At 37.0% G+C, this 18,592-nt stretch carries 13 protein-coding genes and 2 pseudogenes; 4 read left to right on the forward strand and 11 right to left on the reverse strand.

Annotated features, from left to right (window positions below):
- Positions 1-106 precede the first annotated feature (106 nt).
- Entirely contained in the window at positions 107-634 is a 528-nt protein-coding gene (locus tag I6E70_RS11785; protein WP_169060974.1) for a peptidylprolyl isomerase, read from the forward strand.
- Here I6E70_RS11785 and I6E70_RS11790 read toward each other — a convergent pair.
- The 5 genes from I6E70_RS11790 to I6E70_RS11810 all read right to left on the reverse strand — a co-directional run bounded on the left by I6E70_RS11790 (position 631) and on the right by I6E70_RS11810 (position 10,600).
- Positions 631-1,797 carry an MFS transporter gene (locus I6E70_RS11790; protein WP_197188777.1) on the reverse strand — a complete coding sequence of 389 codons (1,167 nt, stop codon included), beginning with the start codon at positions 1,795-1,797 and terminating at the stop codon, positions 631-633. The genes I6E70_RS11785 and I6E70_RS11790 overlap by 4 nt on opposite strands.
- Before the next feature lie 456 nt (positions 1,798-2,253).
- Positions 2,254-3,936, reverse strand: coding sequence for a hydantoinase B/oxoprolinase family protein (locus I6E70_RS11795; RefSeq protein ID WP_197188778.1), 1,683 nt, complete (start codon positions 3,934-3,936; stop codon positions 2,254-2,256).
- Between the two features lie 39 nt (positions 3,937-3,975).
- Complete coding sequence (locus I6E70_RS11800; RefSeq protein WP_165726001.1) at positions 3,976-6,033, reverse strand: hydantoinase/oxoprolinase family protein; 2,058 nt, start codon at positions 6,031-6,033, stop codon at positions 3,976-3,978.
- Between the two features lie 163 nt (positions 6,034-6,196).
- Positions 6,197-8,374, reverse strand: coding sequence for a TonB-dependent receptor (locus tag I6E70_RS11805; protein ID WP_197188779.1), 2,178 nt, complete (start codon positions 8,372-8,374; stop codon positions 6,197-6,199).
- A gap of 438 nt (positions 8,375-8,812) precedes the next feature.
- The gene (locus I6E70_RS11810; RefSeq protein WP_197188780.1) at positions 8,813-10,600 is read right to left on the reverse strand and encodes an aminopeptidase P family protein; all 1,788 of its coding nucleotides are present in this window, start codon (positions 10,598-10,600) and stop codon (positions 8,813-8,815) included.
- 567 nt (positions 10,601-11,167) lie between these two features.
- Here I6E70_RS11810 and I6E70_RS11815 point away from each other — a divergent pair.
- Together I6E70_RS11815 and I6E70_RS11820 are read left to right on the forward strand one after the other, a co-directional pair.
- Positions 11,168-12,145: a DUF1852 domain-containing protein gene (locus I6E70_RS11815; protein WP_165735120.1), complete on the forward strand. Its 978-nt coding sequence runs from the start codon at positions 11,168-11,170 to the stop codon at positions 12,143-12,145.
- A gap of 78 nt (positions 12,146-12,223) precedes the next feature.
- On the forward strand, positions 12,224-13,258 hold the full coding sequence (locus I6E70_RS11820) for a methionine synthase (RefSeq protein ID WP_197188781.1): 1,035 nt from the start codon (positions 12,224-12,226) through the stop codon (positions 13,256-13,258).
- A gap of 120 nt (positions 13,259-13,378) precedes the next feature.
- Here the strand turns inward: I6E70_RS11820 and I6E70_RS11825 are convergent, their stop codons facing one another.
- From I6E70_RS11825 to I6E70_RS11845, 5 genes and pseudogenes are all read right to left on the reverse strand, one after another.
- Positions 13,379-13,801: a retropepsin-like aspartic protease gene (locus tag I6E70_RS11825; RefSeq protein ID WP_010552826.1), complete on the reverse strand. Its 423-nt coding sequence runs from the start codon at positions 13,799-13,801 to the stop codon at positions 13,379-13,381.
- A gap of 109 nt (positions 13,802-13,910) precedes the next feature.
- Positions 13,911-14,483, reverse strand: a complete 573-nt coding sequence (locus I6E70_RS11830) for a hypothetical protein (RefSeq protein ID WP_197188782.1) — start codon at positions 14,481-14,483, stop codon at positions 13,911-13,913.
- Positions 14,484-14,526: 43 nt separating this feature from the next.
- Positions 14,527-14,925, reverse strand: a complete 399-nt coding sequence (locus I6E70_RS11835) for a hypothetical protein (protein WP_197188783.1) — start codon at positions 14,923-14,925, stop codon at positions 14,527-14,529.
- A 215-nt stretch (positions 14,926-15,140) separates the two neighbouring features.
- Positions 15,141-15,413 (reverse strand): annotated as a pseudogene (locus I6E70_RS20925) (transposase); the annotation flags it as partial.
- 70 nt (positions 15,414-15,483) lie between these two features.
- Positions 15,484-16,299: pseudogene (locus I6E70_RS11845) on the reverse strand (transposase); the annotation flags it as partial.
- Between the two features lie 456 nt (positions 16,300-16,755).
- Here I6E70_RS11845 and I6E70_RS11850 point away from each other — a divergent pair.
- On the forward strand, positions 16,756-18,018 hold the full coding sequence (locus I6E70_RS11850) for an IS110 family transposase (protein ID WP_197188785.1): 1,263 nt from the start codon (positions 16,756-16,758) through the stop codon (positions 18,016-18,018).
- Positions 18,019-18,067: 49 nt separating this feature from the next.
- Here I6E70_RS11850 and I6E70_RS11855 read toward each other — a convergent pair whose 3' ends face one another.
- Positions 18,068-18,460, reverse strand: a complete 393-nt coding sequence (locus I6E70_RS11855; RefSeq protein ID WP_197188786.1) for a hypothetical protein — start codon at positions 18,458-18,460, stop codon at positions 18,068-18,070.
- Positions 18,461-18,592 lie beyond the last annotated feature (132 nt).

Genomic DNA, 18,592 nt, shown 5'->3' on the forward strand with positions numbered 1-18,592 from the left:
AATAAAAAGATTATGGGGTTTTAGCTTTAAATACTAAATTATATTCGGCAGACATACATCATAATAAAACATTAATCTTTCTAAAAAATTAATGTTAGTAGGAATTATGAATAAAACTCCCCATGTTTTAATAGAGACTTCGCTGGGTAATATCACACTTGAGTTATTTTTAGATAAAGCCCCAATTACTGTTAAAAACTTCCTTAAGTATGTTGATAATAACTTATTCGACGGCAGTAGTATTTTTAGAATCGTAACAGATGAAAATGCAGGCCAAGCTGAAGATGCAAATGCAAAAATAAATGTAATTCAAGCAGGTCTCCCTCCTGAACATCCTAAATTACTTGCCGGTATTGTGCATGAATCAACAAGAGAAACAGGTATAAAGCACCTAGATGGCACTATATCAATGGCAAGGTTTGAACCAGGAACCGCCGATGGTAGTTTCTTTATTTGTATTAACGATCAGCCAGAACTTAATTATGGCGGTAAACGCTATGACGATGGTTTAGGTTTTGCTGCTTTTGGACAAATAACGCAAGGTAGAGAGATACTTGAGAAAATTTATCAAAAAGCAGAAAAGCAAGAGTACCTAAATAACCAAATTTCTATCGATTCTATAAAACGATATTAAATTACTGTATTTACTTTAAATCGAGCTAACGGCAATATTGAAACAAAACATAAACCTAGTAAAATTGTTCCCATCGTTATCACTTCAGTATAGCCGTTACCCTTTACAAGGGTAGAGGCACAAATAGGCCCAATAATATAACCAAAACCCACGACGGTTTGAGCTGAACTTATATACTTTCCTGAGCGATCAACATCAGAAATAACAGCAAATAAACGTGCGCCAGCAATACTCCAGAAAAAACTAAATACACATAACGCAATCAGGTATCGAGTTCCTGTTAAACCATCCCCTAAACCCCATAAAGGTAAAGCCATAAGTAATAACGAAATGAATAACAGCCCTATATTTTTACCATGGTGCCCTATGTAGGCAAAAAACAGCGCACCGAATAAACCCGCTATCATTGCGGTTGCTAAAGCCTGAGAAACAAATGATAAAGTTAAACCACCACTGGTACCCATTAGCGACATATAAGTCCACACACCACCAATACTGATGTAAAAAAACAATAAACTTAGCAATCCTAAATTAAGTAATTTACTTGGCTGTTTTAGTACAAGATCCTCAGCGTCTATAGACAACTTATAGTCATCACTTTTACTTGGTAACAGCTTAACAACTCCCAATGGCAGTGCGTAAAAGAATGCCATGGCGATAAAAACACCAAGTAATGAAAACTGCTCATATACTATAGGAACAAGTACCAAACCAATTGCCTGCACCATAACAATGGCAGCAGTATAAAACCCAAACCAACGATTAGGATTTTTAGTCATACCGATAGCACTTATACCAACCGCAACTATCATCCCCTCACCTAGACCCGTTAAGCTGCGGACTATACACAATAATATGAAATCATTAACTAAAGCAGACAGCAAGTTCCCTAATACTGTAATAATTACGCCTATGACTAAAACCTGTCTAAAGTTTACTTTTTTAATAAATATAGAAAAAATAAACGTCGCAAGTGCCAATCCCACAGAATCAGTAGAGGCTAGCCAGCCAATTTGCTGCTCTGTCAAAGATAAATTAATACCTACAACTTCTAGGTAGACAGGTAAAAAGAGCAAAACAAGGTAGCCTATGGGCGCTGTTGCTAATCCACTTAATCCCAAGCGTAAATCTGAATGTTTCTCTGATGAGTTTTTATTATTCATTTTTATCTCTCCGGTGGCATCAGTCATTTCAATTATGCCAATCCGTTTAAGTATGGGTCTATTTAACAATAAATATCTCTACAACTAGGATCTACTGTTTATACCTAGTTGTTGAGATACTATTTTTGACTTAGATATAAGCCATTTATTTGCTAAATTATGTAATGATTTATGTTATTTTTTATGTGTAATATCTTTATTAAGAGATGGAGATACATTGAGCTATTTATTGACTCTCAGTAAATAAAACATTGAAATTAAATACATTAATCCAAATTGATAATACCCTATTTAGTTGCCAATTATTTAGCAACTTACAACAATTAACAGTAAACACGTTCATAAAATATAGGTAATAGCATCTGCAGGAGATGCGCCATAGATAGAAACAACACTTATAAAGAATGCGTTTATCTATAACCCTTCCTGCATGGCTAATTAAATTTAAAATACGAGCTATTTTACGCCGTGTTGATAAAGAACTTGGGCTTGTTCGTGTGTAATGTAACCGTTTTTAATATCAGCAAGGACTTTCTCTTTAGGGCGTTTTACAGGATTTCCCCAGCCACCACCATTGCCTGTCACTAACCTAATTAAATCGCCTTTATTTAAAGGATACCGGCTTGTTCTGCTAAAGCGTGCTTTTTCATTTCCTTCACTATCAAAAACTTGAACATAGTTACATGAGCCCTCTTTACCTTCGTCAATTCCCCAAGGAGCCGTTATACCTCGACCAAAAAAGCTAGAAATGTCAGTCCCATCAGATAAAATTCGATAATCGAGTACAACACCATTCCCCCCTCTAAACTCACCTGCTCCCGCAGTCTCACTATTAAATGTATATTGCTCTACCAATACACCATAACGAGCTTCTGTTATTTCGATGGGTATATTGCTTGTTTCGCCATTACCAACACAAAATTGACCTGACTCACCATCTTTACCAACAGCCGCACCCCAGCCGCCAACTAACGGTTCAACCAATAAATAAGGTTCGCCAGTGTCTGGCATTTTCCCTGATAAATTCATAGTGCATACAGAGCCAAATTGCCCCGCAGTAACAACACCCGGAAGTACATCAGCCAACGCTTTGCGAATAACATCTGAAGCACACACCATAGCTTCAAAGTATGAAGACACGGGTGCAGGACGCTTAGCTGTTAATAAAGTACCTTCAGGGCAAATAACTTCTAATCGTCTAAAACAGCCGTCAGTAGCAGGAGCATCAGGCTGAACAATGCCCATGAATACCTCCCTTGCAGCTGAGATTAACACTCCCATAGTACAATTTATTGGCCCTGGTGCTTGATCAGATGAACCTGTAAAGTCGAGGATAAATGACTCATCGGTAATGGTTACTTTTACCTTTACCAAAAATGGACCATTGCCCATTCCGTCTTCATCAATAACATCTTGTGCTTCAAAAGTACCTTTTGGTAACGTTTTAAACTTCTCTAGCACCATCAAATCACCATGTTCTAGTAACTTATCAATGGCGGTTAAAGTAACGTATTTACTATACTTACCCATAACAGATAAAAAGCGTTGCTCCCCAACCTTTAATGACGCTGCACATGCTTGCAAATCACCTAAAGTCATTTCAGGCAAGCGTACATTAACTTCTATTAAATCAAGTAAAGCTTGGTTAGGTATCCCTTTTTCAAATACTTTAATACCCGGAAACTGGAGTCCTTCTTGGTATATTTCTGTCGCATCAGCACTGTAACTTCCCGGATCTTTACCACCAATTTCTGTCCAATGTGCTTTATTAGCAGTCCATGCAACTAGCTCATTTTCGAAAAATATTGGACGGATCATACATACATCAGATAAATGAGTGCCGCCGCCTGCATACGGATCATTTAATATAAATACATCATCAGGGTAAATATTATCGTTATCAAACTTTGCAATAATATTTTTTACACCCGCATCTAAAGTGCCTATAAATCCAGGAATACCATTACCTTGAGAAATAAGACGCCCTTTAGCATCTGTTACACCAATACCGTAATCAAGTGACTCATATATAATTGGACTTTTACTACTGCGCTTTAACGCTAAAAACATTTCTTCGCCAATGGCAACCAAGGCATTTTTTATAATTTCTATTGTAAATATATCAACTTTTTTATTCATAATTTTGTACCAATTTAGTTAATTTATAAAAACGACTAATTAATCTCGTAAATAAATATGCAATCCACCAAAGTCATCTACCTCAACTCGGTTATCTGGTAACACAACCGTTGTTGTGGTGCTCTCTTCTATGATTGCAGGGCCTTTGAATTTCATTCCAGGCATTAATTTTTCACGGTCAAAAATAGAAGTGGTTAACCTCGTTTTATTATCAAAATCAACCCATCGAGTACCAATTAAGGCATCATCAGCACTCGCTGTTTTACTTTTCGGTAACTTCTCAAGTTCTGCTTTATCTAAAATACCAAAAGCAACTAAGTGAATATTTACAACTTCAATTTTTGAATCATTTAATCTAAATGTGTATTCTTGCTCATGTGTTTGATGAAATCTCTCTGATAACGCTTCAATAAAATCGTGTTCATCAAGCTCAGTATCAGGCACATGAATTTTAACGGTGTGTTCTTGTCCGCTATAACGCGCATCAACATATAACTCATGTTTAACTTTATCTTGCGACATTCCATCATTTTTATAATCTAAATTAGCTTTTGAAATAACGCCATCAAACGCACTAATAACCTCAGCTTTACTTTGCTCACTTAAGCTAAATCGATGAGTTTGAATGTAGTCTCTGCGTAAATCGATCATCAGCATTCCCCATGCAGAAAACACACCCGCAAATGGAGGAATAATAACTTTACGAGCATTCAGCTCACGACCTAAAGCAGTAGCATGCAAAGCGCCACCGCCACCAAAGGCCATTAAAGAAAAGTCACGTGGGTCATAACCACGATTAACTGAGATTAATTTAAGGGCATTTACCATATTAGAATTGGCAATATCTAAAACGCCATGTGCAACATCCATCGCTTCAACATTAAGCTTATTAGCTAAGGTAAGAAAAGATGCTTCTACAGCACTCAAATCGGGGTGTATTTCACCACCAGCAAAATTCTCGCTGTTAATACGGCCTGTAATTAAGTTAGCGTCTGTTGTTGTTGGCGCAGTACCACCGCGTCCGTAAGCAACAGGGCCCGGTGTAGAACCCGCACTTTGAGGGCCAACATGTAAGCTATTAGCGGCATCAATCCACGCAATGCTTCCGCCACCATTCCCTATTTCAACAATATCTATTACAGGTGTTTTTATTGGATAACCTGCTTTTTTAGCGGTTTTTTCTAAAACGTATTCAGTTGTTATACGTGTTTTACCATTATGGATTAGCGAACATTTAGCTGTTGTTCCACCAATATCTAACGCCATTATATTACCGTCGCCTATTACAGCACCATAAGCTGCAGCACCTAAAATACCGCCCACAGGCCCCGACTCAACCAACGTAATAGGGTTATCTCGTGCCGATTGTAAAGTAGCAATACCACCATTAGATTGCATAATAAAAGGATCGTTTTTTAATCCGTAAGTACGTAACTTACTTTTTAATTTATCTAAATACTGTTGAGCTGGCGGTAATACATAAGCTGATAAAACAGTGGTACTTGTTCTTTCATATTCGCGCCACTCAGCTGAAATCTCATGAGATGCAATAACATTAACTTCAGGCCATAGCGATTTCAAAGCCGCTATCGTTTTAATCTCATGCTCTGGATTTAAGTAAGCATGTAAAAAACAAATACCGATTGCTTGTACATCTTGAGATTTAAAATAATCGACCAAAGACTGTAAGTTACTTAAGTCAACTGGTGTAATTACATTGCCTTTATAATCAAGGCGTTCTTTTATTTCTAATCTTAAATGGCGCTCAACAAACGGGTTTGGTTTTTTATAGGTATTATTAAAAATATCAGGTGTATTCCCGCGTGCAATTTCTAGCACATCACGAAAACCTTTTGTCGTTATCAAGCCTGTTTTTACACCTTTACGCTCAGTAATCGCATTAATTACTACAGTAGAACCATGAGCAAAAAAATCAACATCGGATAAGTTTATGTCAGCTTTAATTGCTGAATTAACAACGCCTTGTTCAAAATTTGGTGGCGTAGTATCGCTTTTGACAGCTTTAACATTACCTTTATCAATATAAACAAGGTCAGTGAACGTACCACCAACATCTGTAGCGACTCTAACTGTCATAATTTGCACCTTACTAACGTAGTTACCTTATATGCGGTAACAATTAACTTGATTTGCTTAGCCGTATTTTGTGCTCAACTAAACTTATAAATAAAAATTATTATTGATGACTAAATTCACCATCAACGATGGCTATTAACTTGCATTAATAGCCATATTATTTTTAGAAGTTGTACCTAACTTGCACACCAACTTGTCTTGGTTGATTACGCATTCTTATTAATGGATTGAATAGAAAAACTGTTTCTGGGGATGCTTCATCGGTTAAATTAGAAACAAATATTGAGGTAGACCATTGCTCATTTTCTAAAGTGAAGTTGGCATTTAAAAATGTATGTGTATCCGTTTCACCCGTATCTTCATTAAAGATATCAAACGAACGAGGTCCTAATGTATTAAACGAAAGACGTGCTTTAAACTCATAATCAGCAAACGCTTGTTGCGAATAGTCAACAGAGCCATTTAAATTAAAGTCAGAAACATAAGGCATAGTACCGCCTTCTGTTGCGGCTAAATCTCTGCCCGATAAAATATCAACACCTTGATTTTTAGTAATTTCATTATCAATTAAACCAAGTCCAAAATTAACCGTTAAATAATCAGTTAAAGTGGCTGACATCTCTAATTCAAAACCATCTATCGCTACTTCATCAATATTTAAGTTTTCTAAAGTGAAAGTTGTCGGGTTTAAGCGTGTAAATTGTGCATCTTGTTGATCAATATGAAATAAAGACATATTCACCCAAACTTTTCCATCAAGCCAAGTTGTTTTTAAACCTAGCTCAACGGTGTCTGATATTTCTTGATCGTATTTACGTATTACACTTGGGGCGTATTCATTAAAGCCACCCGATCTAAAACCTTTTGAATAAGTGCTGTATAGCAGATGGTCATCACTAATTTGCCAAGCAATAGAAGCTTTAGGTTGTAATTCACTAAATGTTTCATTTACTTTAGAGGCTGATGGGTCACGTTTATCAAATGCATCTCGCTCTTCTGAGTCATAGCGCAGGGCAACTGTTAGCTCAATGTCTTCTACCACATCGTAATTTGCTTGCCCAAACAAAGCATAAGCATTACTTTCTTGTACGGTTTTTTCACCGGTAATCACTAAACTAGGATCATTCGCAATATCGGCTTTTACATCTTGATAGGTAACCCTTTGCGTTGGAGTAAGGTCTAATACTTGGTCGTAAGATACATTTCTGTCTTTTGATTCATAATAGGCACCAATCGACCAACGCAGAGCGTTATCACTTGGCGAAGTAAATCGGGTCTCAAAGCTACTAGAGTCTTCTTCTATTGGATTAATTTGTGTATTAGGGAAGAAAAAGTTATCTTCGCTTGGAGCCTGAGGAGTAAAATCCCCATCAGAAAAAAACATAATGTCTGAATCATTAGCAGACGCAATAAACGTTAAATCGCCATAATCTGTTTCATGATCAAGTTTTACTGAAACTGACCATAATGTTGACTCATCACGCCCTACAGCATTTGCCTCTGGTTGTAATGAAAAGTCCTCTAACTGGTCACTGGTAATAAATCCCATATAGTTACTACCCTGCGTTTTTTCAGCGTAGTTACCATGAAAAGTTAACTTGGTATAATCACTTAAATAAAATTCAAGCATTCCTTGAAAGCCAAATGCATCATCAACATAATCTACTTTTTCATTTAAAAAAGAGTTTTCAATTAGGCCATCAGTATCTTGATAGTTAGCAGACAACCTAAAGTAAGCTTTGTCTTGAACAATTGGGCCACTGAGCGCAACGTTTAGCTTTTTATCGTTTCCTTGCGCAACTGATGCTTGAACGCTTCCTTCAAATTCATCTGTTGCTTGCTTTGTAACAATATTAATCGCCCCACCAATCGCATTTTTTCCGTACAAGGCACCTTGTGGCCCTCTAAGAACCTCAATACGTTCGATATCGTGTAAGCCTTGATTAATAAACTCTAAATTAGGCACAGTTATACCATCTACAACATAAGCAATAGGCGCTTCCCCTACCTGTGGGGTAATTAACCCTCTAACAGTTACAAAATTTAGTCCTGATCTAAAATTTGTTGATACATTTAAATTTGGCGTTAATGATGAAAAATCTTTTATGGTAGAGATACGAGCGGCTTTAATGTCGTCACCAGTGAATACTGTGACCGAGTCTGGTATTTGTTGTAATGTCTCGGTACGTCCTCTGGATGTAACAACAATTTTTTCAATTTTGTCTACTTTATTACTGCCTTCGGTATCCAACTCATTTGCGTATAACGGTGTGCTTCCTGAAGTTGCTATAATTACTGCTAGCGCTACTTTTTTAGGACAAAAACGATTACTTATTGTCATATCACTCCCCTTTAGACCTTTTGGTTTACAAAGTTATTATGTTTTTTATAAGTGCTTAATATTTTTAACACTTTTAATAGTACGCATTGGTCGGAAAATCTTTGATTCTAAAAATGCAATAAAACGCAATTTATTTTGTATTCACAATCTAAAACAGAACTTCTAGCAAAAAAGCATCCGAACTCTCTTTATTTAGTTAAATAATGGCATATTTTATGAGCTGCTTTTCGCCATACATTAAATTGTCATGCTAAAAGTAATGGGATCTCAGGCGATTTATCTTTTAAGGTTGAATAGATGGTTGTGTTGCCTGGCAGAGGCTATGTTATGAAATGTAGATAAAGCCGTTTCTATGAATGTTTAGGGAGGTTAAGAGTAGCTTAATGCCTATTATCAAATTTATAATAATAGGCATTTATATATTATGAGCTTATGTAATCACAAGGCTGTCGTCTCTTTTAATAACCAGGCGTTACTACGTGTGTCTATAAGAGGAGATATAAGTCGATATACCATTTCGTGGTATGTATTTAACCACTCTATTTCACATTTTGTAAGTTCTGCTTTATCTATTAACCTTCTGTCAAAAGGAACATGAGTTAACACTTCAAAACACAGCATATTTATATCTGACCCGCTGATATTAAGGCTTTCTTTTACAACATATAAGTTTTCGTGGCGTATACCAAACTCATCCTGACGATAGTAACCTGGCTCAATAGATACAACCATCCCAGGTAAAAGTGCAACGTTAGAATTTGCCTTTGCAATGCGTTGCGGCCCTTCATGTACATTAAGGTAATGCCCTACACCATGTCCTGTGCCATGTTCGTAATCATACCCTTTTTGCCATAAGTGTTGCCGCGCAAAAGCGTCTAATTGCTGTCCTGTTGTTCCAAAAGGAAATCGGATAGTCGCCAACGAAATATGACCTTTTAAGACTAAAGTAGCCATTTTTATTTGCTCTTTAGTCGCCTTACCTATAGCCACTGTACGTGTAACATCTGTAGTTCCATCAAGATAATGCGCGCCCGAATCAACAAGATAAATAGTATTATTTGTCATTAGTTTAGCGATCGTATCTTTATGATTATAATGACACATAGCCCCATTACTCCCAACAGCTGACACAGTATCAAAGCTAGGTTCTTGGTATAACTCATCTACAGTTCTAAATGTTTCAAGCTTATCTGCAAGTTGGGCTTCGTCGTAAAAAGTCTGTTCGCGTACTTGCAAATCTAACCACGACAAAAAGTTAATAAGTGCTGCACCATCACGAATGTGACATGCTTTCATTCCTGTGATCTCAATCGGATTTTTTTGTGCTTTTAGTAATCCTATAGGATCGCTGCTTTGAATAACGTTTACATCTGGCTTTTGTAGTAATCTCGCCATGTGCGCATTAATGACTTTTGGGTCAATTTGAGTTACGCAATTTGAAATAGATAATAAGTATTCATCTAACTGCGTAATACATTTAAAACTTACATTATGCTTAAAAGAAGATTTAAGTTTTTCATCCAGTGTAGTTAAATCTAAAAAACAAATAACCTCTGCATTTTGATCAATAATTGATGTTGAATAAAAAACGGGTAAACAAGGGATATCACTTCCTCGTAAATTGAGTAACCAACACGTTGACTCAAGATTGGTAATGATTAACCTATCTACACCCGCCTTACATAAAACGCCTGCAACTTCTTTGCACTTAGTAATGCTTGATTTACCACAGTACTTTTCATCTATTAATTTTACGTTGGTGCTTATTTTAGTCGGTCTATTTGTCCAGCATAAATCTATTAAATTATTTTTAAGCGGAAGCGATTTTCTACCTTCTATAGCAACTTTACTTATAAATTTCGAAAACCAGTCAAATGAATGCAAAGAAGAGTCGATTCCAATTTTTGCTGAGGGAGGTAGTAACGAATCAATCCAACTGTTGCTCTCAAATACAGCCATACTTTCAAATGAAAATAGCTCCCCGTCAACTTGCTTAGTCACTTGAACGCTGTATCTACCATCAACAAAAAAAATGACATCATCTTTTAAAACGACAGCAACTCCTGCGGTACCTGTGAAACCACTGATCCATTTTAAACGATTATTACAATCAGAAACTTCTTCTAAAAGATATTCATCTTCATGAGGAACCACAAATGCATCCAAATCCAATTTCGCCATTTCATTTCTAACGGCTTGTATTCGATAGTTATATTGACTCTTCATTTCAATCTCGTATTAAAGTAAATCCTAAACTTTATAACAACTTGAGAATTGATAAGTTTTTATTACCATGCACTTTCCGTAGAAAGTTTTGTTGTTCAATTTTTAAAATAGTTCATTCAACTTATAGAATAAAGCTGATCATAAGCCATAAACTTCAGTAATTAAGCTCAATAGCACCGCTAATGTACTGTTATAGCTATAAAAAACCCCTTTGAATATTCCTCATGTTCAACATGAATAAAGTGCACACCAAAACAAAGGAAGTCTAAACGGCTAAACATCCATCTTTTATTTTTACCGATTTATGCCTTTTTCTCGTCAATTGCTACGTAATCGAATCTAACAATAGTGATTAATGAATATGACTCATGTTTTATGTGAAATTAAACCGTTTTTCTTCATATACCAATCAACGTATAAATTACTCATCCCTTAGCGCTAAACACTATTACTAACAACTTAAAGCTGCTGAATACCTAAACCAGCTAAGCCAGCTAAGTAAGTTGCAAGGCTAATAAAGCGCAGAGCATCAATCAGGTTTAAATTATAAAATTGGATATAAACACGATGAAAAAAGATTTTACATTTAATATAAAGAGCGTTTCACTCGACGAAAATTATCATCCATCAACTAATACGCGTATCACAACCAACTTTGCTAATTTAGCCAGAGGTGAATACCGCAAAGCAAACTTGCGTAACGCCTTAAACATGATTAACAACCGTTTTAATGCCCTAGCCCACTGGGATAACACCAAAGGTGAGCGTTATGCTGTTGAGCTTGAAATTGTCTCTGTTGAGATAGGTATTGAAGATGGCGGCGAAAGCTTCCCATCAATCGAAATATTAAAAACAAATATTGTTGACCATAAAACTAATAAGCGCATTGAAGGCATTGTAGGAAACAACTTTTCATCGTATGTGCGCGACTACGACTTTAGCGTACTCCTACAAGAGCACAATAAAGGCAAGCCTCAATTTAGTATTCCTGATGACTTTGGGGTTTTACATGGCAAGCTATTTCAGTCATTCGTAAACTCGGATACATACAAACAAAACTTTAAAAAACCACCGGTTATATGCCTAAGTGTGTCAGATAACAAAACCTACAACCGCACTGAAAACCAACACCCGGTACTTGGCGTTGAATACGAACCAAATGAATCGTCTTTAACTGAGCAATACTTCAAAAAAATGGGCTTACAGGTACGTTACTTTATGCCACAAAATAGCGCCGCGCCTTTAGCATTGTTTTTCTTTGGTGATTTACTCAATGATTACAGCAACCTTGAGCTTATAAGCACTATTAGTACGATGGAAACGTTTCAAAAAATCTACAGACCAGAGATTTATAATGCCAACGCAACAGCGGGTAAATCATATAAACCAAATTTAAAAAACTTGGATCACTCACTAACGCAAATTGTGTATGACCGAGAAGAGCGCGGCAAGTTAGCGAATGAGCAAGGCAAGTTTGCGCAAGAGCATTTTATCAAGCCGTACCAAACAGTTCTTGAGCAATTCTCTACTAGCTATCTGTCATAACAACTAATAGTAACAACCAGTAATAACGCGCTTAACGCTACGTTTAATAATTAACTAAAATATACGGCATTATTTATTATGAAAAAATTACTACCTTCATCTACCGCTGGCAGTTTACCTAAGCCTTTATGGCTTGCAGAGCCAGAAACACTTTGGTCACCTTGGAAATTACAAGGTGATGAATTAACCCAAGGCAAACACGACGCCCTACGCTTGTCATTATTCGACCAGCAACAAGCAAGCATTGATATTGTTAGCGATGGCGAGCAAACAAGGCAGCATTTTGTAACTACATTTATAGAGCACCTAAATGGCGTTGATTTTGAAAAGCGCAAAACAGTAAAAATTCGTGACCGATACGACGCAAGTGTACCTACAGTTGTGGGCCCTGTTAGCCGTCAAAAGTCTGTGTTTGTTGAGGACGCTAAGTTTTTACGCAAGCAAACCAAACAACCTATTAAATGGGCATTGCCAGGCCCAATGACAATGATCGACACGCTTTACGACGATCATTATAAAAGCCGCGAAAAACTAGCGTGGGAATTTGCCATAATTCTAAATCAAGAAGCAAAAGAATTAGAAGCCGCCGGCGTTGATATCATCCAATTTGATGAGCCCGCGTTTAACGTATTTTTTGATGAAGTGAACGACTGGGGAATTGCCTGTTTAGAGCGCGCAATTGAAGGTCTTAAATGCGAAACCGCCGTGCATATTTGCTATGGCTACGGCATTAAAGCCAATACAGATTGGAAAAAAACACTAGGAAGCGAATGGCGACAGTACGAAGAAGCATTCCCTAAGCTTCAGCAATCTAATATCGATATTATCTCACTAGAGTGCCATAACTCGCATGTACCAATGGATTTACTAGAACTCATTCGCGGTAAAAAAGTAATGGTAGGCGCAATTGATGTAGCAAACCACACTATCGAAACACCAGAGGAAGTAGCAAGTACGCTACGTAAAGCACTGCAATTTGTAGATGCCGACAAACTCTACCCGTGTACAAACTGCGGCATGGCTCCACTACCTCACCATATAGCCAGAGGTAAACTAAATGCCTTGAGCGCTGGGGCTGAAATTATAAGAAAAGAGTTATTAAAAAAGAACTAGAAAAGTAGCTTTGAAATACAAATTGTAAACAATAACAACTGTCGCACCATGCCATAGTAAAATCCATAAACATGGTGCGTTAGCTAAAACCGACTAAAGAACAAAGTTTAGGTTAGTTATTTAATTTTTTTTATTAAAAAGCTCTAACCTATTTTTTGAAAAATCGATAACTGCTTGGTATTGAATAAAAAAGGGAGAGCCTAACAAGCCATGTACTCCCTTTTCACCACCCGCCACTTGTACATGGTCAAGATTAAGTGACACAAAGGCAGGACTTTCAAACAAGGCACTACCAAACTCAATTGAATCAACTTCTATATCTCCCATAGCGTGATCCGAAGTGCCCAAGCCTGCTGCATTCTCAACATTGAGTGTCTCTTCAATGCCTAACTCACTTAGGCATCCCCTGTCTAAAACAGATGTTCCAGCGCCAGTATCTAAAATAAAACGTAACAATTTACCGTTAATTTTAGCTTCAACAATTTGGTGGCCTGTTTCTGATATTTCAAACTCAATTACAGTTTTGCCTTCAGATAAATTCATATACGTTCCTTGTTATAAAGTTTTTAAAATCTTACTTACTATTTTCAGCTTCCCACAATTAATAGCCAAATTTTACTAGTCGCCCACCTCAGCGCGTTTTGTTATATGGCTATTTTCTATCTAGCCAGCATTTTTCAAACACTACTTGGTTTGAGTTAGAAACAATTAACTTATGAACAAAACTCAAGTCATCCAAGGGAGCAGGATCATTGCCTACCATGTAAGTAACGCTTGATGAATTTACCCAATTACCATTAATACTAACTGACGCCTCATTTTTTAATAGTAATCCCTCGAATGGCCCTTGATATCCAGCCATAACATGAATAGCTTTACTCAACTCTCGTCCTTGCAAGCCATCTGTTGCAATTAAGAGGTTTGAGTGGTCTATAAGTTTGTTTTTTGGCAATTTAGATAAGCTTTCAAGTATGTAAGCTTTAGCGTCTTTTAAATATGCCTTATGGTTTGCCATATTATTTTTAACAAAGTCTATCGCTTTTGATACAGGTAAAATTACCTTTGAATAATTAGTTTTGTAGAAAATGGCTCGAAGCTCATAAGATTCGGGATGCACTAATTCAGATTCCCATTTAACTGGGTATTGGGTTGACTCACAAAGATCAGATTCTGCTTTCACAAAACCAGAAACTAAAAAAAACGTTAAAACTAAAATTTTCTGCATACTTTCCCTAGCTATGGTCCTGCTTAGTTGGCTTGTTATGTGTTTATACCACTTTGTTTTTATTGGAAAAGCTACTGAACAAATAAACTATTCCATACCAAGAAATACAACCAACAACATATACAACTATTTCGCGAAAACTGTAATAAGGTATAGCTCCGCTCCTTAAATCACCTATTGCGCCAATAAATAAACCAACTGAAATTAATGAACCGATGGCTAAACTTATGGAAGTATTGAGGAGCTTAGAAAATGAAAATGTAATGCATGCTGAAAAGAAACCTAAATAAATGATTATATGAAGCTCAATATAGTAAATGAGTTCAAGTTCATGCTTTTCACCTGCAAAGGGATAAAGTGGTTGTGGCGGTGCTAGAAAATAACCTAATAGCGCTCCTAGTAAAGTAGCTACAGGGATTAATAAAACTTTAAATTTACTCATAGTTTGAAAAACACATAACGAGCCTGTAGATTAACTCGTTTTTTATTTGTTTTTATTGATAAACAAACCATAGCTGAGTTCCTATTTTGGTTCAATCGATTACTGTATTTTATGCAGAATATAAAGTGGGAATTTGATATTGTTTTAATTGGCGTTTTGGAAGGGATTAAGGGTGCTTGAGTGGCTTTTATTTAGGGTAAAAGCGCTTACCCTTCTTAATGCATCGTGTTTTGCAGCTTTTCTATATTATGAACAAGACAATACAGTTGCCATTGCGCATTCACTTTCGCTTGACCCCGTAAGGTCAGTTTATTCATGCCTTTGTTCACTGTAATATTCCGCTTTTTATTTAAAGGAAAGCCGGTTTAATACAGCCGAGTCGTTTCCCATTCTTTAATAAACAGCTATCGTAGCTCGATTGGGCTGTCTATTTTTACTTTCATTTTGTCTACATAGCTCAGCTTTTTGCGTGATTCATTATTTATAATAATGCACTCTTCATACTGTTTTTTTTGGCTTTTTTCCTAATGATTAGGATGGGTGTCATCCTAATCATTATTGTTCGCCCACTGAGCCCCACGCTTGTGCTTGCAGGATGATTTGATGTTTATCATCGTTTATCGCGATGCCGTTGTAGCCTTGAATTGTCCCTTTTGAGGTCGTCATCTTCGCACTATCTGGGTCAGTGATATTACTTTTAACAGGCTTGCCTTTACTGCCTGTTTTCTCTTCGTGAGTGGCTAAAAACTCGGTGATTTTATTTGCACTTTTATCCAGCTTTTCTTTTTGTTTTAAGTCCTGAGTTATCAACTCTTCGCCCAGTCCATCTTGTGATTGGTGGCGTTCAATAATACGTTTGCTTGCGCGTTCTAGTTTTGCTTTTTTGCGACCTAGCTCATCGAATGTGCCGCTCCACTCTTTACTCGCATTGGACTTTAATTTACACCCATCAATGGCAAACATGTTGCGGCCTATCAAGTCTTCCTCATCACATATCATCAGCACTTGCGTAAAAAGCGGCTCAATCTGTTCATGCATTTTAGACACAAAACCCGCTATAGATGTGTAATGCGGCTGGATATCTCCCGACACACTCATAAATAAAATGTTCGTCTCACACGCTTTAGCAATTCGACGGCTACTGATCAAACCATGTGCATAGCCCAGTAAAATAATCTTTAGCATTACCGAAGGTGGATACGCCGCCGCGCCCGTTTTGTCATTGTTGTACCACGCGTCAAACCCCGATAAATCGAGTTTATTTTCGACAATATAACAAAGGGCATACTCAAAAGTGCCAGGCAGAATTTGCTCAGCGAAATTGATAGGAATGAATTTATTTTGACAGGATAAGTCAGGCTTGTAGTTAGCCATAACAGTTTACCGTGGGTGAATAATATCTATTAGATCACAGCGAACAGATGGATTCAAGGTTAAAAAGCAACCAACCAAGAATAGTTGGATACGTTCCTAAAAAGAGTAATTCTACAGCCTCAACGCCCATTTAAGGGGCAAAATTCAGTTGGCTAAAATAGGTGAACGGAGTGAACAAAAAGCCAACTGTATTTTGTCCCGCTTGAAATTCTTATAGTTCGACCAAGCCACTTAATTTAAAAGTAACTGACTATTATATTAAGTGGAATATGCTTCTGTTGGTTACGAATATTGAATGCCAAACATCCAATGTTTTTAACAAGACGTTCGAGCCAACAGAGCACCTCGATTTCAAAACGCATACTCAGGGATTGCCGACCAAGACTATCTATAAGACCTGCGAGAAACGAGATTTAAGCACATTCCGTCCTTAACTTTAACCGTAGGCGCTATAAAATGAAAGCATATAACGTTGATAATTTTGCTGTACTCATTGGCATTGACTGGGCCGATAAAAAACATGATATTTGTGAACACCCAACAGGCACTAATAAATATCATTACACCGTTATTAAACACACACCTGAAGCGTTGCATGAATGGGCTATGGATATTAAACAACGTTATCCAAAGCAGAAAATAGCGATTGTTTGCGAGCTTAAAAAAGGGCCGCTTATTTATGCATTAGCTAAATACGACCACCTTACTTTATTCACCGTTAATCCTTGTGCTGTTGCTAAATACCGCCAGGCTTTTAAGCCCAGTGGCGCAAAAGATGACCCATCAGATGCCTTTCTACAAGTTGAAATTCTCACGTTACATATGGACAAGCTGTCTGTCATTGAGCCCGAGTCAGCTGCTATGCGTTCGCTGTCTCAGCTTGTTGAATATCGCCGAAGTTTAGTGCAAGACAGTGTCGATTTATCCAATAAAATAACAGCGACATTAAAAAATTATTACCCGCAGGCACTTGAATGGTTTAAAGAAAAGGACACGTATATATTCTGCGACTTCATTCAGAAATGGCCGTCACTCACTGCGGTTAAAAAAGCAAGAAAACAGACTTTACTCGACTTTTTTGAGAGTCATAACTCACACTATTGCGCGGTCAATAATGCACGACTAGACAGTATTAAAAATGCGATGCCATTAACTCTGGACGAAGGAGTAATTGTGCCTAATCAAATGCTCGTTGGAGTGCTTATCACGCAATTTAAAGTGTTATTAAAGGGCATTGAAAAGCTCGATAAAGCAATAAAATCGGCTTATAAAACCCACCAGGATAAAAAGATATTTGATAGCTTACCCGGTGCAGGCCCACAACTCGCCCCACGTTTACTTGTTGCTTTTGGTAGTAATCGTGCGCGTTATAATGATGCTGCAGAGCTTCAAAAGTACGCTGGTATAGCGCCTGTTATTGAGCGCAGTGGTCAAAAAATGTGGACTCATTGGCGTTATAGTTGCCCTACTTTTTTAAGGCAAACATTTGTGGAATGGGCAGGCTTTTCTATTCGTTATTCGTTTTGGGCTAAAGCGTATTATGAGCAACAAAAAGCCAAGGGTAAGCCGCATAACAGCATTATTAGATCACTGGCATTTAAATGGATAAGGATTGTATTTAGGTGTTGGAAAACGAATACACCCTACAATGAATCGACGTATTTAGCGGCCTTAAAACGCAGAGGCTCACCACTTTTAAAATTTGCAGTTAATAGCTAAATTTTACTAGTCGTCCACCTCAGGGCGTGTTGTTATGTGTATATTGCACTCAAGGCCAAGTTCTACAACTTAAAGAGTTACCACCTTTATCAAAACCCCAATCAATTATGATTTCCGTTTTAGGATCAACATCGTAATAAATAAGACATTTACCGACATAGTCTTTAATACTGTAATTCGGTAAGACTTCTTGCCTGCTAAAATGGTATCGCAAAAAACCAGTATCTAATGTTGTAATATTGGTTAACCCTTCGCCTGCAATTAAATAATCCGATCTTATCAACTCACCAGCATCGAGTGATTTAGAAATCTTTTGATTATTTATATTCTCACCAATATTCATATTCAGATATCTCTGATAGTCCTTATGACCGACAGTGCAACCCGAAAGGAAAAATAAAAGGAGAATACTAGCAATTATTTTCTTAAATTGTTCAAACACTGGAATATTGCACCATATAGATTTATACACATAACGAGCCTGAAGATTAACTCGTTTTTAAATTTATTTTTATTGATAAACAAACCATAGCTGAGTTCCTATTTTGGTTCAATTGATTACTGTATTTTTACG

Origin of the sequence: Pseudoalteromonas sp. NGC95 (assembly GCF_015864705.1) — a bacterium.
GTDB lineage: Bacteria > Pseudomonadota > Gammaproteobacteria > Enterobacterales > Alteromonadaceae > Pseudoalteromonas > Pseudoalteromonas arctica.